Origin of the sequence: Staphylococcus pettenkoferi, from assembly GCF_002902685.1 — a bacterium.
GTDB classification, from domain to species: domain Bacteria; phylum Bacillota; class Bacilli; order Staphylococcales; family Staphylococcaceae; genus Staphylococcus; species Staphylococcus pettenkoferi.
Map to the genome: position 1 here is coordinate 1 of NZ_PPRN01000039.1, position 24,974 is coordinate 24,974.

At 41.6% G+C, this 24,974-nt stretch carries 21 protein-coding genes, 8 tRNA genes and 2 rRNA genes; all 31 read right to left on the reverse strand.

Translation table 11 applies throughout. The annotated features are described in order from the left end of the window. Nucleotides 1-71 (reverse strand): 16S ribosomal RNA (locus CD126_RS07815); the annotation flags it as partial. A gap of 215 nt (nt 72-286) precedes the next feature. Continuing rightward, nucleotides 287-362 (reverse strand) — tRNA-Ala (locus CD126_RS07820). An 11-nt stretch (nt 363-373) separates the two neighbouring features. Then, nucleotides 374-447, reverse strand: a tRNA-Pro gene (locus CD126_RS07825). Nucleotides 448-475: 28 nt separating this feature from the next. After that, a tRNA-Arg gene (locus CD126_RS07830) sits at nt 476-549 on the reverse strand. Between the two features lie 6 nt (nt 550-555). Beyond that, a tRNA-Leu gene (locus CD126_RS07835) sits at nt 556-645 on the reverse strand. Between the two features lie 7 nt (nt 646-652). Further along, nucleotides 653-727: transfer RNA gene (locus CD126_RS07840), tRNA-Gly, on the reverse strand. 29 nt (nt 728-756) lie between these two features. Next, a tRNA-Lys gene (locus CD126_RS07845) sits at nt 757-829 on the reverse strand. Between the two features lie 6 nt (nt 830-835). Then, nucleotides 836-911, reverse strand: a tRNA-Thr gene (locus CD126_RS07850). A 16-nt stretch (nt 912-927) separates the two neighbouring features. Beyond that, nucleotides 928-1,003: transfer RNA gene (locus CD126_RS07855), tRNA-Val, on the reverse strand. 16 nt (nt 1,004-1,019) lie between these two features. Continuing rightward, nucleotides 1,020-1,134: ribosomal RNA gene (gene rrf, locus CD126_RS07860) — 5S ribosomal RNA — on the reverse strand. Between the two features lie 807 nt (nt 1,135-1,941). Then, nucleotides 1,942-3,429: a lysine--tRNA ligase gene (gene lysS, locus CD126_RS07865; protein ID WP_049405821.1), complete on the reverse strand. Its 1,488-nt coding sequence runs from the start codon at nt 3,427-3,429 to the stop codon at nt 1,942-1,944. A 259-nt stretch (nt 3,430-3,688) separates the two neighbouring features. Continuing rightward, nucleotides 3,689-4,168 (reverse strand): 2-amino-4-hydroxy-6-hydroxymethyldihydropteridine diphosphokinase, encoded by a 480-nt coding sequence (gene folK / locus CD126_RS07870; protein WP_049405820.1) that lies wholly within the window; start codon nt 4,166-4,168, stop codon nt 3,689-3,691. Then, nucleotides 4,161-4,532 (reverse strand): dihydroneopterin aldolase, encoded by a 372-nt coding sequence (gene folB, locus CD126_RS07875; protein ID WP_049405818.1) that lies wholly within the window; start codon nt 4,530-4,532, stop codon nt 4,161-4,163. Before folB ends, folK begins: the two co-directional genes overlap by 8 nt. Beyond that, nucleotides 4,510-5,313 (reverse strand): dihydropteroate synthase, encoded by an 804-nt coding sequence (gene folP, locus CD126_RS07880; RefSeq protein WP_103370279.1) that lies wholly within the window; start codon nt 5,311-5,313, stop codon nt 4,510-4,512. The genes folB and folP overlap by 23 nt, the downstream gene beginning before the upstream one ends. Before the next feature lie 286 nt (nt 5,314-5,599). Further along, nucleotides 5,600-6,532 carry a cysteine synthase A gene (gene cysK / locus CD126_RS07885; protein WP_049405815.1) on the reverse strand — a complete coding sequence of 311 codons (933 nt, stop codon included), beginning with the start codon at nt 6,530-6,532 and terminating at the stop codon, nt 5,600-5,602. Between the two features lie 109 nt (nt 6,533-6,641). Beyond that, complete coding sequence (hslO, locus tag CD126_RS07890) at nt 6,642-7,517, reverse strand: Hsp33 family molecular chaperone HslO (protein WP_103370280.1); 876 nt, start codon at nt 7,515-7,517, stop codon at nt 6,642-6,644. Nucleotides 7,518-7,730: 213 nt separating this feature from the next. After that, the gene (gene ftsH, locus CD126_RS07895; protein ID WP_049405811.1) at nt 7,731-9,830 is read right to left on the reverse strand and encodes an ATP-dependent zinc metalloprotease FtsH; all 2,100 of its coding nucleotides are present in this window, start codon (nt 9,828-9,830) and stop codon (nt 7,731-7,733) included. 356 nt (nt 9,831-10,186) lie between these two features. Beyond that, entirely contained in the window at nt 10,187-10,726 is a 540-nt protein-coding gene (gene hpt / locus CD126_RS07900) for a hypoxanthine phosphoribosyltransferase (protein ID WP_002473038.1), read from the reverse strand. Then, nucleotides 10,716-12,017: a tRNA lysidine(34) synthetase TilS gene (gene tilS, locus CD126_RS07905; RefSeq protein WP_326492497.1), complete on the reverse strand. Its 1,302-nt coding sequence runs from the start codon at nt 12,015-12,017 to the stop codon at nt 10,716-10,718. Before tilS ends, hpt begins: the two co-directional genes overlap by 11 nt. A 303-nt stretch (nt 12,018-12,320) precedes the next feature. Next, entirely contained in the window at nt 12,321-12,719 is a 399-nt protein-coding gene (locus CD126_RS07910) for a S1 domain-containing RNA-binding protein (protein WP_002473075.1), read from the reverse strand. Between the two features lie 178 nt (nt 12,720-12,897). Further along, nucleotides 12,898-13,299 carry a septum formation initiator family protein gene (locus CD126_RS07915; protein WP_049405807.1) on the reverse strand — a complete coding sequence of 134 codons (402 nt, stop codon included), beginning with the start codon at nt 13,297-13,299 and terminating at the stop codon, nt 12,898-12,900. Between the two features lie 14 nt (nt 13,300-13,313). Continuing rightward, nucleotides 13,314-13,577, reverse strand: coding sequence for an RNA-binding S4 domain-containing protein (locus tag CD126_RS07920; RefSeq protein ID WP_049405806.1), 264 nt, complete (start codon nt 13,575-13,577; stop codon nt 13,314-13,316). Further along, the gene (locus tag CD126_RS07925) at nt 13,574-14,764 is read right to left on the reverse strand and encodes a MazG nucleotide pyrophosphohydrolase domain-containing protein (protein ID WP_103370281.1); all 1,191 of its coding nucleotides are present in this window, start codon (nt 14,762-14,764) and stop codon (nt 13,574-13,576) included. Before CD126_RS07925 ends, CD126_RS07920 begins: the two co-directional genes overlap by 4 nt. Then, nucleotides 14,761-16,299 (reverse strand): polysaccharide biosynthesis protein, encoded by a 1,539-nt coding sequence (locus tag CD126_RS07930; RefSeq protein WP_103370282.1) that lies wholly within the window; start codon nt 16,297-16,299, stop codon nt 14,761-14,763. The genes CD126_RS07925 and CD126_RS07930 overlap by 4 nt, the downstream gene beginning before the upstream one ends. After that, nucleotides 16,289-19,792: a transcription-repair coupling factor gene (gene mfd, locus CD126_RS07935; protein ID WP_414486296.1), complete on the reverse strand. Its 3,504-nt coding sequence runs from the start codon at nt 19,790-19,792 to the stop codon at nt 16,289-16,291. Before mfd ends, CD126_RS07930 begins: the two co-directional genes overlap by 11 nt. Before the next feature lie 5 nt (nt 19,793-19,797). Beyond that, a complete protein-coding gene (gene pth, locus CD126_RS07940) occupies nt 19,798-20,370 on the reverse strand; it encodes an aminoacyl-tRNA hydrolase (RefSeq protein ID WP_002473074.1) in 573 nt (190 codons plus the stop codon). A gap of 199 nt (nt 20,371-20,569) precedes the next feature. After that, the gene (dltD, locus tag CD126_RS07945) at nt 20,570-21,727 is read right to left on the reverse strand and encodes a D-alanyl-lipoteichoic acid biosynthesis protein DltD (RefSeq protein ID WP_233932108.1); all 1,158 of its coding nucleotides are present in this window, start codon (nt 21,725-21,727) and stop codon (nt 20,570-20,572) included. Between the two features lie 14 nt (nt 21,728-21,741). Further along, nucleotides 21,742-21,978 (reverse strand): D-alanine--poly(phosphoribitol) ligase subunit 2, encoded by a 237-nt coding sequence (gene dltC, locus CD126_RS07950; RefSeq protein ID WP_002473079.1) that lies wholly within the window; start codon nt 21,976-21,978, stop codon nt 21,742-21,744. A 38-nt stretch (nt 21,979-22,016) separates the two neighbouring features. Next, nucleotides 22,017-23,237 carry a D-alanyl-lipoteichoic acid biosynthesis protein DltB gene (dltB, locus tag CD126_RS07955; protein ID WP_049405798.1) on the reverse strand — a complete coding sequence of 407 codons (1,221 nt, stop codon included), beginning with the start codon at nt 23,235-23,237 and terminating at the stop codon, nt 22,017-22,019. Then, entirely contained in the window at nt 23,234-24,691 is a 1,458-nt protein-coding gene (gene dltA, locus CD126_RS07960) for a D-alanine--poly(phosphoribitol) ligase subunit DltA (protein WP_103370284.1), read from the reverse strand. Before dltA ends, dltB begins: the two co-directional genes overlap by 4 nt. A gap of 23 nt (nt 24,692-24,714) precedes the next feature. Continuing rightward, nucleotides 24,715-24,846, reverse strand: a complete 132-nt coding sequence (locus CD126_RS07965; protein ID WP_082143020.1) for a teichoic acid D-Ala incorporation-associated protein DltX — start codon at nt 24,844-24,846, stop codon at nt 24,715-24,717. Between the last annotated feature and the right edge of the window lie 128 nt (nt 24,847-24,974).

Here is a 24,974-nt window from a genome sequence, read left to right on the forward strand (position 1 = left end):
GTTCGCTCGACTTGCATGTATTAGGCACGCCGCCAGCGTTCATCCTGAGCCAGGATCAAACTCTCCATAAAAAGCGTTTGATTAGCTCTGACAAGTGATGACAAACGATTTCATACTTCGTCGATTTCAACTTCGAGCTTGTTCATTTACCGAAGTAAAATCACTTCGCTCTCAGTCTCATCTTCTCGTCTGCCAACCGTTTTCATTCACTTGCTAATAAATAAATGTTTATTGGAATTAACGTTGACATATTGTCATTTAGTTTTCAATGTTCATTAAATAAAAATGGTGGAGACTAGCGGGATCGAACCGCTGACCTCCTGCGTGCAAAGCAGGCGCTCTCCCAGCTGAGCTAAGCCCCCATTTCAAAGAGTCGGGAAGACAGGATTCGAACCTACGACCCCTTGGTCCCAAACCAAGTGCTCTACCAAGCTGAGCTACTTCCCGAGGTATAATGTTAAATTGCTAAAAGTGACGCGCCCGATAGGAGTCGAACCCATAGCCTTCTGATCCGTAGTCAGACGCTCTATCCAGTTGAGCTACGGGCGCATTCGATGGTGCCGAGGACCGGAATCGAACCGGTACGGTGATCAACTCACCGCAGGATTTTAAGTCCTGTGCGTCTGCCAGTTCCGCCACCCCGGCAAAATAATGGAGCAGAAGACGGGATTCGAACCCGCGACCCCGACCTTGGCAAGGTCGTATTCTACCGCTGAACTACTTCTGCTTAATAGTTAAAATATTTAAATGAGCTGATGAGCCATAGAGGATTCGAACCTCTGACCCTCTGATTAAAAGTCAGATGCTCTACCAACTGAGCTAATGGCTCAAAAGATGGTGCCGGCCAGAGGACTTGAACCCCCAACCTACTGATTACAAGTCAGTTGCTCTACCAGTTGAGCTAGGCCGGCGATATGTAATTTCTAATGGTGGAGGATGACGGGTTCGAACCGCCGACCCCCTGCTTGTAAGGCAGATGCTCTCCCAGCTGAGCTAATCCTCCACATCAAAATATTACTGCCTGGCAACGTCCTACTCTTGCGGAACGTAAGTCCGACTACCATCGGCGCTAAAGAGCTTAACTTCTGTGTTCGGCATGGGAACAGGTGTGACCTCTTTGCCATCATCACCAGACAATTTCTTTACTCTATTTATATTACATTGTTTCGAACTCATTTGCAACAGTTAATTTTACACTTTGTTAAAATTTCTTTGCAATTCATTTACAAACAATCTGTCTTGTTTAAGACGACTTTATTATAGTAATTCATCTCAGCTAAAAAGTCAACAGTTTGTTTGAACTTTTTTATGAGAGATTTAATTTCGCTCGTTTCTTCTTCAAGACCTTATATAGTCTAGCACATATATCCATCCATTGACTAGTGATTCTTTTACACTAATTTAATATTTTTTGCTTTGTCCATTTCTGTAACGTTTCATGATTATCAGCTAACTTTGAAAACTTAACTATATACTTTCCTCTTTACTATCTATGTACTTCTCCGCAACTAGGCTTTGACTTTCCTTTCAATCACCTAAACCACGATCAGCTGCTACACCTACACATTAGTCACTTCTTTATTCTACTTCTTGCATCTATTACTACCACCTTCGATAATAGATTGCCTATTCTGTTATCCCAGCTAAGACTATCTTGCCTCTTAAAAACTCACCGCGACTCTTCTAAACATTCTATTATGTGCCACGCTATTCGCACTCTCGGACCTCACGCCACAACACTATCTCTACTGACTCGTACAGCGCACTTCATCACAAATCCAAATTGTTGTGCCCCCTTCCCCTCAACTATCCACTGAACATATTATACGACTGCCTCCACTTTTCCTCTCCTCTAGGCGCAATTTCCACACCCACCGCTCCCTCTAATCACATAAAAAAAGAACAGCCCGACCTCAGTCAGACTGTTCCGCTTCAAATAGATTATTTCTGTCTCATGTATGGGAATAACAATACGTCGCGAATAGATGGTGAGTTTGTTAATAGCATGACAAGTCTGTCGATACCAATACCTAAACCACCTGTTGGCGGCATACCGTATTCTAGTGCTTCTAAGAAATCCTCATCCATTTCGTGCGCTTCATCGTTACCTTCTTCACGTTCTTGTAACTGTGCTTCGAAACGCGCTCTTTGATCGATAGGATCGTTCAACTCTGTAAAGGCATTCGCATGTTCACGACCCACAATGAATAATTCGAAACGGTCAGTGAAACGTGGATCTTCAGGATTTTTCTTAGCTAAAGGTGAAATTTCAATAGGATGACCGTAAACGAATGTTGGTTGGATTAATGATTCTTCAACCTTTTGTTCAAAGAATTCGTTAACGATGTGACCATATTTCATGTGATCCGTAATTTCAACACCATGTTCTTTCGCAAGGTCACGTGCTTCTTCGTTAGACTTCACATCATAGAAGTTCACACCTGTAGCTTCTTTGACCGCATCTACCATGTGTACACGTTTCCAGCTTGAACCTAAGTCCACTTGTTCTTCGCCATATGGAATCGTCGTCTCACCTAATACCTCTTGCGCAATATGACGTACCATTGACTCAGTAATATCCATCATGTCATGGAAATCTGCGTAAGCTTCGTAAAGTTCGATCATAGTGAATTCAGGATTGTGACGAGTAGATACACCTTCGTTACGGAACACGCGTCCAATTTCGTATACTTTTTCAAGTCCACCAACGATTAAACGTTTGAGGTGCAATTCGATAGCTATACGCATGTAAAGTGTAGCGTCTAACGCGTTATGATGCGTTACGAATGGGCGTGCAGCTGCCCCACCAGCGATTTGATGCATCATTGGCGTTTCAACTTCTAAGAAACCTTTCTTATTCAAGAAGTTACGCATTTCTTGAAGAATCTTACTACGGTTGATAAAAGTTTGCGTGCTATCTTGGTTCGTGATTAAGTCTAGGTAACGTTGACGGTAACGTTGTTCAATATCTTGTAAACCGTGGTGTTTGTCTGGTAAAGGTCTAAGCGCTTTAGTCAATAACGTGAAATCTTTTGCTTTAACAGACAATTCGCCTGTATTTGTCTTGAACATTACGCCTTCGATGCCGACGATATCGCCTAAATCGGCACTCTTCCAAATCGCAAATTGGTCTTCTCCGATTTGGTCTTTACGTACATAGAGTTGAATTTGACCTGTGAGATCTTGAATGTGCGCAAATCCAGCTTTACCTTTACCACGTTTCGTCATGATACGACCTGCTACAGTAACATGACTTTCATCTTCTTTTTCTTTTAACTCTTCTTTACTATATTGATCCCATTGTTCATGTAGGGGTTCTGCCATATCTGTACGATCAAACTTCTGACCAAATGGATCGATTCCTAAATCGTATAATTCTTGTAATTTTTGACGACGGACCTGCATTTGGTCGTTCATTTCTTCTGACATTTCTTTCTCTCCTTTACGCTTGTTGTATTGTCCACTTCGGTCTCCATACCTTTTAACCAGGAATGCTTAGCGTTATCGATTTACACCGATTTATTTCCTATTTTTTTAAAAGGTAAAAGCTTTGCAGACGCGATCACTTCTACTTTCACCTGTGTGATATCCAGAAGCATGATTGCGTAGTATCTTTACGCCAATTTATTCACCTTATTAATTCTACTAGACTAGTGAGCTGTAATAAAGGAATTTCGCCCTTTCTCTTCTATGAATCAATACGTTGCACTCGGTCATCAGGAACAGGGATGTCACTAACACGGCGTTGTGTCTTCGGTTCAATGGCATCAGACGCAATATCTTGCAGTGGCACTAACACAAAGGCACGTTCTTCCATTCGTGGGTGAGGAACTATGAGTTCATCATCTTGAATTTCTTCCTCACCGTATAAGATGATATCGATATCGCAAGTTCTTGGTCCCCAATGAATCTTACGTACCCGATGTAGTTGTTGCTCTACATCAAGACAATGATGCAATAAATCGTGCGCACTTAGCGTTGTTTCAACGCTCGCACATAGATTTAAGAACGCATCTTGGTCAGTATATCCTATCGGTGCAGTGTCGTAGATGGGTGAAACGTCACACACTTCAATACCTTCCACTTGATCTAATAAGCGGAGTGCTTCATGCAAGTGATATTCGCGATCACCCATATTACTACCTAGACTCAAATACGCTTTAGTCATTAGTATTCTCCCTCACAATCTCTATTCCTACACCTTGATAATGTCCTGGAATCGGCGGGTTTGGCTTAGTAATACTTATAGTCGTTTCCATTACACGATTATAGTGTGAATTTATACGTTTTGCAATACGTTCAGCAAGGTGCTCAATCAAGTTGACTGGTGGACCTTCCATGATTGCTTTAACGTCTTCATAGACTTCGGCATAGTTCACAGTATCCTCTACACTATCAGATTCCCCCGCCGCTTTTAAATCAACCTTTAGACGAACATCGACGAGGAAGGGTTGGCCGATTTCATTCTCAGCATCTAAAGCCCCATGGTACGCATAGAATTCGAGCCCCTTAAGAAAGATTGTGTCTTGCATCTTCATTCTCCTTCAAGTAATCCATACTTTGACCTATCTTGTAATTCATGGCCACATTATGTACGCGGACCGCTTTCACACCTTTCATGATGCCATAAGCTGTCGTCGCTGCTGTCGCTTCGTCACGTTCTTTCGCTCTTGTCTCATAATCTGCCATTTCTTTGATAAAACGCTTTCGACTCGTTGCAATCAATACAGGATAACCAGTAGCCACGAGTTCGTCTAATCTCGCCATGACTTCTTTCTCTTCTTCGCGCGTCTTAGCAAAGCCTATTCCTGGATCTAACCAAACTTTCTGCTCTGGTATACCCGCAAGTTCAGCTTGGTTCGCTTGTTTCAATAATCTCACTAACATTTCTTCCATAACCGGTTCGTCGCGCTGACCGTCACCGTTATGCATCAAGACGATTTCGCCGTCATACTGCGCCACGACTTTAAATATCTCTGGGTCATAAAGACCTGCCCATTGATCGTTAATCATCGTCGCTCCATGTTTCAGAGCCGCTTCAGCCACTTCGCTTCTGAACGTATCCACAGAGAGTTGAACATCTAACTCTGCTAGTGCTTTCACGACTGGAATCACGCGTTCCATTTCCTCTTCTAGCGCAACTTCCTCGTGTCCTGGGCGTGTAGAAACGCCGCCGATGTCTATGATATCTACGCCTTCTTCAATCATCGCTTTCGCTCTTTGTAGCGCTTTCTCTACAGAATTGTATTCACCGCCATCAGAGAACGAATCCGGCGTGACGTTTAAGATTCCCATAATTTTAGTATGTGCCACCCACATCGGCCTCCATTCGTTTTAGTATGGTAAAATAGTCTACTTTATCATGATAACTTGAAATGTCTCTTTTTTCAGTAGTTAAATATGTAAAGTTAAAATGCGTCTCCTAAAATAGCGTTTAGATCTCTACGCTTTTACTCTAATCATCACACCATGGCATCCCGCCGAAGCGCATAAACCACGAAAATCCTTACCTTAACTCGTCAACTCGTCAATCAACCCTACAATCTAAAAAAGCACTTGAAATGGGATTCCCACTTCAAGTGCTCGCTTAAGATAACAATTAGTCGTCGAATGAATATAAAGGTGTAGAAAGGTAACGTTCACCGTTACTTGGTAATACAGTAACAACTGTCTTACCTTTACCTAATTCTTTCGCTTTCTCGATTGCTGCGTAAATCGCTGCACCAGAAGAAATACCGCCTAAGATACCTTCTTCTTTCGCAACTTTACGAGACATTTCCATCGCTGTTTCGTTACCTACTTTGATAACTTCTTGATAAATGTTTGTGTCTAACGTATCCGGAACGAAACCTGCACCTAATCCTTGTAATTTGTGTGGACCTGGTTCGCCACCACTTAAGACAGGTGAAGCTTCTGGTTCGATAGCTACGAGTTGGATGTCAGGATATTTCTCTTTTAAGACTTTACCTGCACCAGTTAACGTACCACCTGTACCTACACCAGCTAAGAATGCATCAATTGTCTTACCTTCGAATTGTTCAACAAGTTCTGGACCTGTAGTTAATTCGTGGATCTTAGGGTTAGCTGGGTTCTCGAATTGTTGTGGTTCGTAGTAACCATATTCTTCTTTCAATTCTTTTGCTTTCTTGATTGCACCTTTCATCGCTTCAGATCCAGGTGTTAATACAAGTTCAGCACCGTATGCTTTTAATAAGTTACGACGTTCTTGACTCATTGTTTCTGGCATAGTAAATACTGCTTTGTAACCTTTCGCTGCACATACGAATGCAAGACCGATACCTGTGTTACCACTTGTAGGTTCTACGATTGTGTCACCTGGTTTAATCTTACCTTCTTTTTCAGCTTGTTCGATCATTGCCAAAGCGATACGGTCTTTCACAGAACCGCCTGGGTTTTGATATTCTAATTTAACGTATACATCTGCAGCGTCTTCGCCAACGACATGGTTTAATTTGACTACAGGTGTATCTCCAATGACTTCAACAACATTGTTTACTGGTTTCTTTGCCATAATTATTAGCTCCTTTATAGTACAGTTTTTTAAAACTTACTTGTCTCCTCGGATATACTTTAATTCTATCAGATTTTTCAGTAAAAACAACTGTAATGCACTCACTCCCCTAATTTGGGAGTAAGTCGCGGAGTTCTTCTTCGCTGTAGTGATATTTATTACGACAGAAATGACATTGTGCTTCTGCACCATGATCTTCTTTAATCATACTTTCGATTTCTGCTTCTCCTAAACTACGGATTGCGTTCAAGAACTTATCATGTCCACAATTACATTCAAATTGTGCTGGCATTGTTTCTAATATTTGAAGATTGTCTTTACCGAGTACTTCTTCAAGAATTTCTTCAGGTGTTAACCCTTGTTCAATCAGTTTAGATACCGGTGTCATATTTGAAATGGCGTCTTCAAGTTGACTGATGACTTTGTCGTCGGCACCTGGCATCACTTGGATGATGAAACCGCCAGCTGCTTTGATAGAGTTGTCGGGATTGACGAGCACACCTAAGCCTACTGAGGAAGGCACTTGTTCACTTTTAGCAAAGTAGTACGTAAAGTCGTCGCCTAACTCACCGGAAACGATAGGGCTTGAACCTGTGAAGTAGTCTTTCATTCCGACATCTTTAACTACGGAAAGCGCACCGTCTACACCGACTGCACGTCTCACATCTAATTTGCCAGCATCATTGAGCGGAAAGTGCGTTTGGGGTTGGCTCACGTAGCCGCGCACATTCCCTTTCGCATCTGCATCAGCAGTAATCTTACCGATGGGTCCTTGGCCATCTACAGTAACTGTTAGCCTCTGGTCACCTTTCAACATTGCACCCATCATTAAAGTTGCTGTCATCGTACGTCCGAGCGCCGCTGAAGCAGTAGGCCATGTGTAATGTCTCGTTTGAGCTTCTTGAACGGTTTCAGTGGTAAGCGCACTGTATGCACGAATTTGTCCATCATAAGCAAGCGCTTTAACGATATAATCTTGTGTCATAATTACTTTCTCCTTTATCTATTTCTTGTTTAGGTTAACTGAATAAGACCTCTTGAGTTCGTCGCGCTCATCATGTTCTTTAGTCGTTATCTATTAACACTTATTTTAAGTTGCCATAAACTCTACAACGTTTATTCTTTATATTCAAGTTAAAAAAACTCTTTCCACTACCAAATACTGATAGCGGAAAGAGACTTTTTCAAGCAGATTGCTTTATTCGTTTCTATTGCTAGGATCGTTCGGATCACTTGGGTTGCTTGGTTTGTCAATATTAGGTGCTTGTTCGTGACCTGTTGACTCACCTTCGTTTTCTTCTGATCCTTCTGATTCACGACGATCTCTATCAGAACTTTCGTTATCTGATGTGTTGCTGAGTTCATGTTGTTCGCGGCGAATATCTTCATAAGATTTACCGTACTTACCTTCTTTGAAGTCTGGATCTTCTTCGCTCACTACTTTAGCAGAATCGTAATCGACTTCTGGTAAGACACCATCGTAGAAGAGTGATTGAATTTGTTCTGCTACTAATGTTTCTTCTGTTAATAATGATTTAGCGATGAGTTTCAATTGAGACTCATGCTCAAGCAAGATTTGTTTACAACGTTCATATTGTTCTTTAATGATACGTTGTACTTCTTTATCAATTTCATATGCGATTTGACCTGAGTATTCAGGATCATCTTGCATATCTTTACCTAAGAAGACTTGGCCGCTATTGCTGCTTGAGAATTGAAGTGGTCCAAGTTTCTTACTCATACCATATTCGGTAACCATTTTACGCGCGATATTTGTAGCACGTTCGAAGTCGTTGGAAGCACCTGTAGATACTTCGCCAAAGTTAATATCTTCAGATACACGTCCACCGAGCAAGCCACAAATCTTATCGAGCAATTCTGGTTCAGTCATTAAGAAGCGATCTTGTTTAGGTAACATCATCGCATAACCACCAGCTTGACCACGAGGTACAATCGTAACTTTGTGTACCACTTCTGCTTCGTCAAGTACCATACCGATAACAGTATGACCTGCTTCGTGGTGCGCTACGATATTGCGCTCTTTCTCAGAAATAACGCGTGATTTCTTAGCTGGACCGGCGATAACACGGTCAGTTGCTTCTTCAATATCTCGCATATCGATCTTCTTCTTACCTTCACGTACAGCAATGAGTGATGCTTCGTTAAGTAAGTTCTCTAAGTCGGCACCAGAGAAACCTGGTGTACGTTGAGAGATCGCTTTAAGATCCACTGTTTCATCAAGTGGTTTATTCTTCGCGTGAACATGCAGAATTGCTTCACGGCCTTTAACATCAGGACGACCCACTTGAATTTGTCTGTCGAAACGACCTGGACGTAATAAGGCTGGGTCAAGGATGTCAGGTCTGTTAGTAGCGGCAATCATGATAATACCTTCGTTCTCACCAAAGCCGTCCATTTCAACGAGGAGTTGGTTCAATGTTTGTTCACGTTCATCGTGACCGCCACCAACACCAGCGCCACGTTGACGACCTACCGCATCAATCTCATCGATGAAGATGATACAAGGCGCGTTTTTCTTCGCGTTCTCGAATAAATCACGCACACGGCTCGCACCAACACCGACGAACATCTCTACGAAGTCAGAACCACTGATAGAGAAGAACGGTGCACCAGCTTCACCAGCTACAGCACGTGCAAGTAATGTCTTACCTGTACCTGGAGGTCCTACTAAGAGGACACCTTTAGGGATACGAGAGCCCATTTGTTTAAATTGTTTGTTGTCTTTCAAGAAGTCAACGATTTCAATTAATTCTTGTTTCTCTTCATCAGCACCGGCTACGTCAGAGAAGCGAACACGTTTCTTCTGACTGTCGTACATCTTCGCTTTGGATTTACCAAAGTTCATCATACGACCGCCACCACCGCCACCTTGGGCTTGGCTCATGAAGAATAAGAAGAGGATAAAGATGACTACTACTGGAATGAGTGATGTCAAGATTTGACTGAAGACACCTTGTTTTTCTTCCTCTTTAACTGTTAGTTTCAAGTCTTTTTGACTTTTCGCTTTGTCAGTAATTTTTTCTAACTCTTTATCATTGTTATAAAGAATTGTTGAAGAATAATCTTTATCATTCTTCGTCTTACCACTTACCATGTAGACATTTTGCTCTGGTTTAATTTCGAGTGATTTCAAATCACCATCGTTAAGCTTTTTCTCGAACTGGTTGTACGTCAACTGCTTAGGCGAGTTGCCGTTACCGTTAATCCATGAGAATAAGCCAAAGATAATGACGCCGACAATTACAATGACGAGCAAATTGCGAAAGGCTTTCTGCATGTGCGATTTCCTCCTACTTCTATAATAAAACTAACCAAAATTTTAACATAATTATTCATTTGCAAGCTAGCAAACAAACTCTCGCCACAACCTCTACAACAAAGATAGAGACTCAGGCGTGGACGATCTTTATACAAGATCTGAGCATTTCTGAACATATGAATTTACGTATACATCTAATAAGTATAAAGACATGATTCAGTAAATGTGTAACGTTATATATAAGCATGCTGAGTGGTGGAAACCCACTCAGACACGGTATACGACAACGTTAGGGGCGAACCACAATTAATATGTAAATACTGCCCTAATTAGTAAGTATATATCATCACAATAGATGATTAAATCTTACTGCATTATTTATTATAAATTTCTTCTTTAAGTGTACCGATATAAGGTAAGTTACGATAATTCTCGTTATAATCGAGACCATAGCCGACTACAAAGTCATCAGGTATCTTCTTACCTACATATTTCGCTTCGATATCTGCTTTGCGTCGATTAGGTTTGTCTAATAAAGTGACAATCTCTAATGAGTTCACACGACGCGCATGCAATAATTCAGTAATAGATTTCAATGTTGTGCCTGTTTCAAGAATATCTTCGATGATTAATATATCTTTACCTTCGATAGAAGCGCCTAAATCTTTGAGAATTTGAACTTCTCCAGTCGATTCAGTACCACCATGATAGCTAGAAACGTCCATGAAATCGATAGTGATGTGCGTATCAATATGTTTGATTAAATCTGCCATAAACATCACTGAACCTTTTAAGATACCTACACATACCAAGTCTTTACCTCGATATGCTTCTGTGATTTCACGTCCTAACTCTTGGCATAAAGTTTGAATCTCTGCTTCTGTGAGCAGGATTTCTTGTAAATCATTCTTCATATACTACCTCTCCTATATCTTGAATAGCTAATTGCTGCTGGTATGGCTTCCGCACATAAAGGGAGCCCACAGCGATAATCTCTCCGTTCGCCGCTTCAACAATCGGCATACGCTGTCTCTCAGAGATCACGACTTTCTGGTCTATAAATATACGGCTGACCTTCTTCGTCCCTGTATGATGATTGAGCGCAACACGATCTCCATCTTTCTTCGTTCTCACTCTTAATGGCAATATGTCTTGAGGTAGTTCTTGTCGTACTACAATTTCATAATGATTAAAGTGATACGTACCCGCTTTACGAATCGTTAGTGGAGATGATGGTTCACCACTGCTTGAATTAGCCATTATTATAAATTTATCATAAGCGATACGAATTATCCATTTATCTGTAGTGTGGACTTCAGCTTGAGCAACCGTCCCCTCAATTTGTTCAAACCAGGCTTGATACATCTTCTCTGATAGCGGTTGATGGTCGCCGATTGAAGCGAAGAGTTGATCTAATACTTCTACTTTAACATTGTACGATAACTCGCCGAAAGCCTCTCTGCTGACTTCATAGTATGTTTGACACTGTGTGGTTGTACTTTGTCGTTGAATAAAGACCTGTGCCTGCTGTTGAATTTGCTGACGTTGCGCGTCGTGCCATTCTTTTAACCGTAACAGCTGTGCAGGGTCGAGTTGCGCGTTGTTATCCACCTCAGGTAAAATGCGATTTCGAATATCATTTCGCACATATGTGTTGGAGGCGTTCGTTTCATCCTCGTAAAACGGAACTTGGTGCTGCTCTTGATACTGTTGAATCGCTGCTTTCGAAGTCTCAAGTAAAGGCCGTACGAGTCGATAACTATGACGGTCCTGCGTTTCGGCCATACCTAAACTATTACGCGTAGAACGGCCAGTGAATAAGCGATAAAAAATGGTTTCAATTTGATCATCTTGATGGTGCGCTGTGAGTAAGACATCGCCTGCAATCGCTCGCATCTGTTGATCAAACCATTTATAGCGCGCCTCTCTCGCTTGAGATTCAATGCTGCGACCTTCTGCTACTGTTGCTGATAAATCCAAGCGAGTACAGTACAACGGAATGTCATACGTTGTGCAATAGTCTTGTAATAACTGAGCTTCGTCCTCTGACTGCGCTCTCAATCCATGATTTACATGCAAACAACTCAACTGCTGATAAGTCCCAGATAAATCATGCACTAACGTATGTAACAAGCACATACTGTCGATACCGCCCGACACCGCTAAGACGACATGCTCTTGTGCGTCCCATAACGTTTCGTTCACTTTCAACTGTCTAGACCTCCTTTCATTACATTGTGATAAGCGTACCTCTCGTCAAATAACCTCAATAATCAACAATGCGAATTGACTCTTACCATCCTTGACTACTTTACGACTTATGTATCAGATTCATAAAAAAGAGGCTGTCTGAACATCTCTTCCCTTTGTCTCGAATGCTCAGCTAGCCTCTATTTCACCTCACATCACACGTTCATATATATCAACTATATCGGATGTCTATTGGCGTATTAGAATACAGGTATGATTCAATTGAGTGAAGTACGGCTCTAGAAAGATACGTCGCAATTAACGACGTGCACCACGACCTCCACGTCTTGATTCTGTTTGACGTTTGATTGTCGTTAATTTATCTTCACTGTCCTTTAAGAAATTGCTTAATTTCTTCTCAAAATCTGCTTCTTTATTTTGAGATGATCTATGATGTGATCTGCGGTTATGACGACGTGGGCGATCCTTCGCTTTCTTGATTGAAAGACTAATCTTACCATCGTCAGCAATCGAAAGCACTTTCACTTCCACTTCGTCCCCTACTGATAAATGGTCTTCCACGTTCTCAACGTAATTGTCCGCCACTTCACTAATATGTACTAAGCCACTTTTACCTTCAGGCAATTCAACGAATGCGCCAAATTTTTTAATCCCAGTGACTTTACCTTTAAGCTTGTTTCCTACTTCGATTGACATATTGTAAATAAATCCTCCCGGTATGATTTCAAGTTATCACTATTATATGCCTGTTTAGATAATTTAACAATGGTAGAATGAACCGAAAGATTATTTTTTCTCCTGTATGATTGTATTGCAGTGCATGAAGATCACTTTCTCACGTAGGTTAAAATGCCCACACGATTGCAATCAATCGTTATTTCTTATCATCTTTCGATCCAGAATCATCCTTCTTAGATTTATCATCAGGCAGTTTGAAGATGACTTCACCATCATTACTTAAATAATAGTCGTCACGTGCAACTTTTTTAATGTAACTCTTCTTATTAAGATTGTTCAATTTTTCTTTTAATGCTAGTTCTTCGTCTTGTTGCTTTTGATACTTCTGTTCTTTTTGTTGTCGAATGTGTGCATCATGGTCATTCTGATGCTTCTGCGCAACAACCATGATAGATAGGACAATGATGACGAGTAGTAACAAGCCACCGATAAAGGTCATACGGCGACGGACCACGCGCTTCTTGGCTTGGATGCGCTTTTTCTTCTTATTCTCATATGAGGTATACTGATTGCCGATGTCTTGTACTTTCTTACTCATGACGTGCCCCTCTCTTAAGACTCGCTTACTTTCTCTTCTTTCACAACTTCGTACATACCTTTCGCATTCGCTTTATTCGCATGGTCACTTAATCCAGTCACTTTGACCGTCACGATCTTCTGACCGAAACGAATGACGAGTTCGTCACCCTCTTTGACGTCTGTGCCTGCTTTGGCCACATTGCCATTCACTGTGATGCGTCCTTGGCTACTAATCTCTTTCGCCAAAGTACGGCGTTTCACTAGACGAGACACTTTGAGATATTTATCTAATCTCATGCTTCATGACCTCCTCGTTCAATGTATTCTTTCAATTCTGCTTCGCTCAAATCTTTATTTTTTGTCTTATCATACAACTTCAAGAAGTGCTCTGCAAATACTTTTTCAAACTTCACACGCGTCATCTTACCTTCTTTACGTTTGGCCTCAGCCCAGATTTCTTGTAGATCAGACTCATCTTCCGCATGTGCTTCACCGAAGATATGTGGATGTCGACGGATCATTTTATCATTTAAGCTTGCAATGACCTCTCCGACATCGAAATAGCCTTCTTTCTTACCGATACTTGTGTGTAACAATACTTGTAAGAGTATATCGCCTAACTCTTCAATCATGTGCCAATCATCTTCGTTATCGATCGCTTCAAAGAGTTCGAAAGATTCTTCGAGTAAATAACGTTTCAGTGAATCATGCGTTTGCTTTTTATCCCAAGGACAGCCTTTCTCATCATCCACAAGCAAATCAATCACTTCAGTCGCATAAGTGAAATCGCTGTAGTAAGCTTGCGCTGCTTCAACACGTGGAACAAAGACGCTCGTCAGATTCGTAAAGGCGTCGCCCTCAAAGTCTAGCTCGTGTAGTGGCACCGTTTGACGCGTCGCTCCTGTCGCATGCGCGCCTGTGACAATGGAAACGGGATGGTCATCAGGATAGCGCTCCATCAAGGTAATCTTCACATCGCCTGCTACGAGACTACTATAGACCTGCGTGATTAACGTATGATTGCGAATGTTTAGTTGATCAGCTTGAAGCGCTGTCGCATCAAGTAAGGCAAAGCCGTCATTTGGGTCCACTTGAACCGCTTCAAACACATCGTCGAGGAAACTTCGCCCTCCATAAACTTGCACTGTTAATGTGTCATCTTTAGCTACTGCTTCAAACAACAAACGCGTCGTCGTCTCCGCAACGCGAGGATGGCCTGGAACTGCATAAACGACGTCGTGCTCTTGTGCTGCAGCAATCAGCTCATCTGTAATCGCTTGGTAGACCTCTTCAAATTGTTCGTACGCCTCATAGAGATGATCGAAGCCTTCAAAGCGAACTTCGTCTTGTAACTCGTTGATGACCGGATGTTCTAACGTTCGCGCGTAAACAAGCGACTGTTCTTTCAAATAACGATAAACACCTAAAGTCATATCCTCTAAGCTATGATTACCTAATCCTACTATCGTAATTGAATGTGTCATTGACGTCTTCCTCTCTTGTACTGATATAGTTTGTCGCCAAATGGTAAATGTTTCACTTCTTTATAAGATAATAAGCGCAATTTGACTACTAAAATAACTGTAGTGATAATACCTGCTAACGCACTGATGATTAACGTAATCAGGCCGCTGAAACGTCCGTGTATTGGAAAGCAGAACATGAGCACTTGAACAACTATTGTCATTCCTAACATCACAAGGATGAGTTTGCCCACATATGCTTTCATGCGATGCAATGGGTAGAGCTGCATCACTTTGCGGTGTAAGATGCCAGCAAAGATCGCGAGCGAAAGTACTGTACTGACACTCAAACCTAACGTGTGAATGGTAGGTATGAGAAGTAGGTTACCTATTATTTTACTACAGAGACCTACGCCTAAACCAATAAGAACAGTCTTCTCTTGCTGTTTCACTTGTAGCAACGCGATGTCCATCATAATGAGCGACACGCAAATCACCGTCAGCATAAAAACACTCAACGTTCCTGGTAGACTGTTGTTCTGGAAGAAGACGATGTTTAACGATGGCAGCAAGTTGATCAAACCAACGCCTGCTGCAGTACTGATAAGGATCGTTACCTTTAACGATGCGTTGGTGTAACGACTGACGAGATGATGTTCCTCTTCTCTCACTGCTTTAGACAGTAAGGGCAATAAGACGAAACTAAACGTCGTCGTAATGATGAGACCCATTTGAATAAAGGACGGGCCTCTATCAAAGATTCCTTTCTGTTCGATCGCTTCTTTAAAAGGGATACCTACTGCTTTTAACAGACGAATAACAGTAAAGCTATCCACAATTTGCCACAACAGAACGAGTATTTGACTCACTGAGAAAATCACGACGGCTAAGAAGAAATGGCGCCAATCAATCGACGTGCGCGTTTCCTCGGCTAACGTGAGTTTAAAGGGACGGCGTGAAATGAAAAAGACGCTCGCCCCTAACGCACCGATAACAGAGCCACCAATCGAAAGTGTTGCAGCTTGGTAGACGGTCCAGTCTTGCTTGACGAAACAACCGATAGCGATAAAGATGATACTCACTCTAATGAGCTGCTCTATTACCTGGGAAATAGCCGGCGGATTCATGTTCTGTGCAGATTGATAATATGCACGACAGACGCCTAGTATACCAATGAATAAAAAGCTAGCGCTCGCTACTCTCAATATAGTGGTCAAACTTGGGTCGCCCATCAAGCGGGTTAACCATGGTGCACAGATAAAACAGATGATAAATAAACTGATGCCGAGCGTTTGTACGACCATTAACATGCGTGTATAACGTGCGCTTGAACGTTCCGCTTCAAAGATTTGTGTCGTCGCGCTTGGTATAGCCGTAGCCGATAAGATGCCGCCCAGCGCTAATAACGGATACACTTGTTGATAGGCATAAAGCCCTGAATCACCTAGTATATTCTGATAAGGTACGCGGTAAAGCGCACTTAATATCTTGATAATGATTAAAGCTGCTGTGAGAACGACAACCCCATTAAATGCGGTCTTTGATTTAGTCTTCATCTTGTATTGTCATACTCTCCTCTATACATTTAACTAAGAACTTCAAGTTGTCGAGGGTGTTGGCACTCTTGTTTAAATTCACTTTCATTTGTCCTTCTTTCACACCGAGTTTCATCGCTCGTCCAAGCGGTTGTGTCGCTTTGAATAATGCTTCACCATTTATGTCGTTCGTACCTTGTTGAGAGAGCAGAACTTCGACTTGTTTACCTTGCTCTTTGATTGAAGTAATGCCTGCATGTAAAGCATAGACTTTGATTTCCATCATATCTAACAAGCGTTCCACTTCTGGTGGATACTCGTTAAAGCGATCGATGAGTTCATCTTTAACATCTCTGAGTTGTTCCATCGTTTCAAGCTGACGGAGCTTTTTATAAATCTCAATCTTCGCCTGCTCGTTAGGGATATATTGCGCTGGTAGATACGCATCAATATTGAGTTCAATTTCGACTTCTGGCGCATCAGGTTTCTCTTCCTTAATGCCTCGTTTTTCATTAACAGCTTCTTCAAGCATTTGAGAGTATAAATCAAAGCCGACGGAATCGATAAAGCCACTCTGTTGTTTACCGAGTAGATTACCTGCACCGCGTATATTTAAATCACGCATCGCAATCTTGAATCCTGAACCAAGTTCCGTAAATTCTTTGATGGCTTGAAGGCGATCTTCTGCCGTTTCAGTCAACACTTTGTTCATCGGATGTAAGAAGTACGCATAGCCAATTCGACTTGAGCGTCCGACACGACCGCGTAATTGATACAACTGACTGAGTCCGAAGCGGTCTGCATTCTCAATGATTAGCGTGTTGGCATTAGGGACATCGACACCCGTCTCGATAATCGTCGTTGTCACGAGTATGTCGAACTCGTGATTGATAAAGCTGAGCATCGTTTCCTCTAAATCGCGCTCAGTCATCTGACCATGTGCAACGGCGATATTCGCGTCAGGCATCAGCATTTGTAGCTGTTCACGTTTTTCATAAATCGACTGAACTTGGTTGTATAAATAGAAGACTTGTCCGTCACGTGAGAGTTCGCGTTCTAAGGCTTCTTTAATAAAATTAGAGTTCTGTTCGACCACGTAAGTTTGTACAGGGAAGCGGTTCTCAGGTGGTGTTTCAATTACTGATAGATCACGCACACCTAACATACTCATGTGCAAGGTACGTGGAATAGGTGTGGCTGTCAGTGTCAGTACATCGACATTTGTCTTGAGTTGTTTAATCTTCTCTTTGTGACGCACACCAAAGCGTTGTTCTTCATCGACGACGAGAAGACCTAAATCTTTGTACTCGACAGTCTTGCCTAATAACTTATGTGTACCTACGACGATATCGACGTAACCTGATTTCAGTCCTTCTTTCGTTTGCTTGATTTCTTTGCTCGTTCTGAAACGACTCATTAGCTGAATTTCGATTGGGAAATCTTGCATACGCTCAATCAACGTTTCATAGTGTTGCTGAGCGAGAATCGTCGTCGGCACTAAGAACGCGACTTGCTTGCCTTCCATGACTGCTTTAAAAGCTGCGCGGACGGCAACTTCGGTCTTACCGTAACCTACGTCACCACAAAGCAAGCGGTCCATCGGTTTGGTACGTTCCATGTCACCTTTAATCTCATCGATGGATTTCGCTTGGTCTGGCGTTAATTCGAATGGGAAATCCATTTCGAAATCGTGTTGTTCTGGCGTATCAGGCCCAAACTTGTGACCTTGTGCCATCTCACGTTCTTTGTACAGTTCAATGAGTTCATCAGCAATATCTTCAACGCTTTGTTGAACTTTCGCTTTCGTCTTCTTCCATTCTGAACCGCCCAGTTTATTCAATCTTGGTGATTTATCTTCTGAAGCGACGTATTTCTGAACTTGGTCCATCTGATCGACAGGCACAAAGAGTTGATCGGTACCTTTATATTGAAGCTTAATGTAGTCTTTATGGATACCATTCACTTCAAGCGTCTCTACGCCTAAATAGCGTCCTACCCCGTGATGCACATGAACGATATAGTCGCCGACCTTCAAGTCTTGGTACGATTTAATCTTTTCCGCATTTGAAATGGTCTTCGTGTGTTTGCGTTTCTTCTTCTGTTTAGATTTAAACAGCTCACGTTCAGTGACGATGGCCAATTGCATGTACGGCAGTTCAAAGCCTTCAGATAGACTGCCTTCCGTAATGACGGCTTGGCCACCAGTGATCTCGTTGCTCACCGTATCTAGGAACGTCGGAATGTGCATCTCATTGAGCATCGATTGAATGCGTTCTTTCTTCGATTCCGTTTCCACGAGGACGACCACGGTATAGTCGTTATTCACATAGCGTTGGAACTCTGAACGCATGATGTCGTATTGACCGTAGAACTGTTGCACAGGTTTGCAAGAGAATTTGATGATATGCTCAATCTTCGTATTCATCGTTGCTGTAAAAAGGGTGAAGTATGTAATCTTGTAATCCTCTAGCAAGTATTCAACACTGTCGTCTTTCAGAAATTGCTGTCCGATAAAGCCTTTACCACTCTCAATCAGTTGAGACATAAAGTCTTCTGTTTCTACTGTTAGCGCTTCTTCCGTCTCTTTCACACGGTTGAACTCATCCACGATGACAATTGCATTATTTTTAAAATAATCAATCAACGTCGCGGGCTGCTCGTACATAAAGGCAACGAGACGGCGCAACACTTGATGATCGAAGAAGTCTGATTCAAAGAGCTGGTAGCTTTCTAGCGTCTCTTTCAAATCATTGCGCACAGCTTTATCAATCTTCGGACGTGTCTCTTCGTAGGCAGCTTGCACGTTACGCTTCGTCTGTTTAAGCACTTCGTCTGTGATAATATAGTCGCTCGCTGTCGTGATGTGCACGTGCTCGAGATTCTGATTGGAACGTTGCGTTTCCACATCGAAATCACGGATGGAGTCCACTTCTGTATCAAACAGCTCGATACGGACAGGATCACCAATCAGCGGATAAATATCGATGATACCCCCACGTAGAGAGAACTCACCAATATGAGACACGACGCTTTCTCGACGATAACCCATGTTGACGAGTTTATTGAGAAATTCATCGACGTCAATATCGTCGCCTACTTCGAGTTCGACTTGATGATTCTTCCATAATTCGACAGGTGTGAGCCACTTCTTCAAACCGTTTAATGGCACGATAAATAACCCTCGTCGTTCTTCTACGAGTGCAGTGAGGGTTCTCACACGTTCACTCATGAACTCAGGGCTTTGAGTAGAGAACTCTTCAGTCATGATATCTTGAAGAGGGTATTTGTATAACTCTGTCGAATCGACAAATTGTAAGAGATCTTGTTCTAGCTTCTCAGCTTGATAGAGATTGTTCGTCACCACAAGCATCTGCTCATGGCTGTTCAAGAACTTCTCCGCTATGATGGCAGCTTTCGCTGAAGCGGAGAGGCCTGTCACTAGCACATTGCTCTGTCCAACTACACTATCTAATTCTTGATAACGTTTATCTGTGTTTATATAGTTCGTTATTATTGATTTCAATTGACCTCACCATTATATTTATTCATTACATTATCGAAATCAGATGTTTCGATATAGTCTTCAACTGCATATGCCGCATGTTCAATCACTTTCTCCATGACTTTCATTTCTTCCTTGGAGAACTTCTGCAAGACATAATCTGGAACAGACATGCCATTCGTCGGACGTCCAACGCCAATACGAATGCGTTTAAATTGATCTGTACCAATCATCTTAATTATTGATTTCATCCCATTATGGCCGCCTGCACTACCCTTTTGACGCAGACGCACTTGCCCTTGAGATAAATCTAAGTCGTCATATAGCACGAGTAAATCTTCTGTATCAATATTATAGTAATCCATGAGTGGCGCGACCGCTTCACCTGACAAGTTCATCATCGTCAGCGGTTCCACGAGCATCACTTTCTCGTTGCCTATACGCTCAATTGTATAAGCCGCCTTAAACTTCTGTTTATCCATTTTAAAATGTTGTCGTTCAATCAAGTGATCTATCACTTCAAATCCAATGTTATGTCTTGTAAGTTCAAAACGTTTCCCTATATTACCGAGACCAACAATACATTTCATTGTGTTACCTCCGCTTGTTGCGCTAATTTCCGCGTTGCTCACGCGAGACGTATTCTTGTATATCATAACATAACTCTTTACCCAAAGTCGTATGCGAATCATGCGATGGATATAGAAAAAGCTGGAACATCCTCTACTAGCCAGCCACAAACTTCTATAGTTTCGATGTAGCTGAGGATATTCCAACTTTATTACAATCTTATTGATTATCTGTTGCTTTTTGCGCTCTATCTTTACCGTCAATGTGCTCTTGAATATGTTCACTGAGCACGACCCAGCCTCTCCAGCCGATGTGCACTGCATCACTCATCGTATGCGGCTCGTAGTCTTCAGAACGCATGTCATAAATCATACCATGCTTATCATGTTGTTCAATCACATGTTGAATCTTGTCGTATACTTTATAACGTTTCTCCGGTTTGATATTGATATGATCATACCATTTACCGTTGACTGGCAAGATCACGTATTGTACATCGGCACCTGAAGCATTCAAAGTATCTGTGAGTAATGCTAAATCTTTAAATTCAGGTGAATTCATCTTAAACTCATGATTTCTTGAGATGAAATAACGATGTTTTTTCAACTGTTTCCAGTACGGATCTTTGATGCCGAATTCGTTGCTCTTACTATGCTTGTCACCAAACTTAACCGCTTGCGGCTCAAGTCGGTCAAAATCTCTTTCTTTCTCCGGCGCTTTGTCTACACGTTGGCTAAGTGGCGATAATGGGATTGGCTTGTGACTCTTAATCGCTTCAATCTTCTGCCAGTTGTTCATCTTCCACGGGCTCATAAAATGACCTGAAGTATCACCATTCACGTAATCTTTAAGAAAATCATTATCTTTATTCGCTTTGAAATCTAACAAGCGCTTCGCGTAACGCTTCTTCAAGTCAACTGGGATATCTTTGTTTTCAAAAATGGCGTTAACTTGTTCTTTAGAAGAACGTCCTGTGTAGTTGTTATCGCTAACACCTTTCTTTGAGAACCATTGCGGTGATATTAACACCGTCATCTTTTTACCCTTTAAATTCGAATATTGTGCACCTAATGTGATGGCTTGAATCAAACTCGTCGATCCACCTTTACCGACGTAGAACATGTGTTGATCTTTGTGCTTCAACAAGATAGCTGACTGATACGGATCATCTTTGTTGAGCTCACTGGATCCGTAAACAGGGTAGAAATCATCATTCTTTAACATGGCACTTTGAATCTCTGTGCCTTTAAGTACGTTGTCAGAAAGGGACACGCTTTGTTTGCATAGCTTAGATGTCGTCCACTTCTGTTGGTACCATTGGGCGGGCGTTAATAGAAACCCAATAAACAGGATGGCGCTCAACACCAAAGCTATCATTGCTGGATACTTCTTCATCGGAGGTCGTTCAATACGTCAACAATCTTGTTAGGTGTTGCCCATTCGTCACGATCAAAGTCCATGACAGACACTTCAATGCCAAGTTGGTTCTGGATTTCGAGTAATAATCCAACTGTTTGCATGGAGTCGATGATCCCTTCTTCGAACACTTCGATGTCCGGTTGTTCTTTCACGATGTCGTCTTCTGCTACTTCTGCTAATATATCTAATACTTGTTCTCTAAATTCCATATGAGTACTCCTTTATAACTATCCTTTTTTATTTAAAATTATCTAAATAATACACCTGAGAATATCAAGAAACCAAATGCTACAAAGTGGAAAGTGATAATAATACTTAAGATGTTGAATACTGGATGCTTAAGCTTACCAAAGCGTTTTTTACGCCATTTTTCATAATAACTATATAGAATAAATAAAGCGGCATGGTAGAAACCATATATGATGTAGAACCATTCAAGCCCATGCCAAATCCCCATAATTCCGAAGTTCACGAGGAACCCGAAATTGGAAATATTTAACGGCTTCTTCATCATCTTGTTCTTAGTCATGTAGAAGACGATGCGCATGTAAACACAGTCACGGAACCAGAATGACAAGCTCATATGCCAACGGTTCCAGAAATCTTTGATATTCTTCGCTTTAAATGGCTGGTTGAAGTTCATTGGTGTCTGAATGCCATAAATGTAACTGAGCGCTACAGCAAATAAACTGTAACCCGCAAAGTCGAAGAACAGATAGAAACTATATGCATACATGTACTTCCAATAGTCGACAAAGGTCGTTAAGTGATGTGCTTGTAACGGCACAATGCCATAACTATGGATAAGATGCGCAATAATATATTTGTACAAGAAACCAAGCATGATGTAATGTACTGCTTTTTCCAATAAACCGCGATACGTCTTCGCATCAGGTGTTTTGTCGTCGTCTTTAACGAAACGTTTATAACGATCGATAGGGCCTGAAGATATCGTTGGGAAGAACGTGATAAATTGTACGAGTTTCATAATTGAAACGTTCTTAATTGAGCCGTCACGTAATTCCATGATGAGTTGCACACTTTTAAACATCACATAAGAGATACCTAAGAAGCCGAAGAGTTCGACTAAGCGTGAACTATGCATATGGAGCTGACCATGGCCTAACCATGAGCTTTGACAAATCTTCACTATCGCGAGCGGAATAATCGACAATACAAAGGCACTGATATAAAGTGCTGTTGAATTTGTCACTGTACGCACGCGTTCGTAACCTTTAATAATCACGACTTGCCAAATAATATACAGAATGAAACTCAGGAGTTGATAACTGAGATATTCATTGCCGAACAAATTATGTTTGTAATCTGAAAAGATCAAAACAATCATAATTACGGTACTAATAAAGTTGTAAATCTTTGAGCGTTTGCCAAATAAACCTAACAGAATAATCGGTATGAGAACGATAAATGCAATTAAGAAGAAATGAAAGTCGCCATAAGGTGTCATGAGCCGTATACCTCATTTACTTTCTTGCGATCTAACTTACCGTTATTTGTTAAAGGAAGTTGCTCGACAAACTCAAATTTACGCGGAATCATATAATCCGGTAGTTCGTTCTTCAAACGCGCCTTTAAATCGTGCGTCGCTTGTTTTTCATCATCGACAGGAGCTGCTGTCGCCACAACGCCAAGTAAATGACCTACTTTACCACGGCGATAAATCGGTACGACAATCGCTTCTCTCACTTCTGTTTGTTTCTTCAGTTTCGCTTCAATTTCTTCTAGTTCCATGCGGTAACCATTAAACTTAATTTGATTATCTACGCGGCCTTGAATATACCAATTACCATCACGATAAACGGCACTATCTCCGGAATAATATGCGCGACGTCCATCTTGCTCGAAGAAGACTTTCGCACTACGTTCAGGGTCTTTCACGTAACCCGCACTGACACTTTGACCTGTAATTACGAGCTCGCTATCCTCAGTCAAGCTCAGCTCTGTACCAGGACGTGGCACGCCGACAGGAATGACTTCGTGATTGGCTAGTAGCTCATCAGTAACTAACACGCTCGTCACCGCTACAGTAGCCTCAGTAGGGCCGTACGTATTCCAGACTTTAGCGTTCGGGAACTTGTTAACTAACATCGTTGCCGTCTTATGTCCTAAGATTTCTCCGCAGAAGAGGAAAGTCTGCATCGATGGCTGTGACGTCTCGTCTAAGTTAGGCAACATTAAACACAGTTCCATAAAGGACGGTGTCGAAACCCAAACGTTGATATCTTCGCGTTGGAATAACTCGTGTAACAGCATCGGTTTGTTAATCATCGTCTTATCGATAAGTTGAATCGTACCGCCTGATAACAACGCTGGATAAATTGCCATCACTGAAAGGTCGAATGATAGTGGTGCCTGGTTTAACCAGTGCTGCCCTTCTTTATCTTCATTTAAAGTCACGACCCAATTCGCAAATTCAACTAAACTATCGTAATAAATCTGCACACCTTTAGGTTCGCCTGTTGAGCCAGAGGTAAAGATGGTATACGCGATTGAATCGCCCTGTATACCTTGCAGCTCTGCTTCAGTTGACGTGCTATCCTCAAGCTGATCAATTGTGATGACTTCAGCTGTGTCACTCGTAAAAGTTTCGCCTGTTGTATTGAATATATAATCAGGTTCAATCTTTGAAATAATCGATTGAATCCGTTGTTCAGGAATTGAAGTATCTACAGGAATGTAACCACAATTCGCTTTGAGTGCGCCAATCATACCTACAATCATGTAAGGTGACATATGACCATAGACTAAGATGGGTTTCGTACTCTGTTGAATCATGTGGGCAAGACGTGTAGATTGTTCGTCTAATGCTTGGTATGTGAGTGTTTCATCTTCATGTTGTATCGCATTCGTACATGGTTGAGTTGTACTGAAGTGCGCTATGCTTTGTAATATGTCTTTCATCTAATTAAACTCCTCGATGTAGTTTAGAATTCGTTATAAATAAATGTATTCTCTGTTTGGCCTGTGCCGTATATCAAATACAAGACAACCATGATGACGAGGTAAAATAGCGTCAATAATGTAATCTTTATGTATGGATTTTGATTTTTACTCATAAACACTACCCTTTTCTTTGCTTAATAAAAAATTTACACACTTATAAATCCTATTTAAATGTAATTCAAACCACAAATCTTGTCAAATTTTTCATTGATAATTAATTTAAGGTCTGAGGTTTAACATA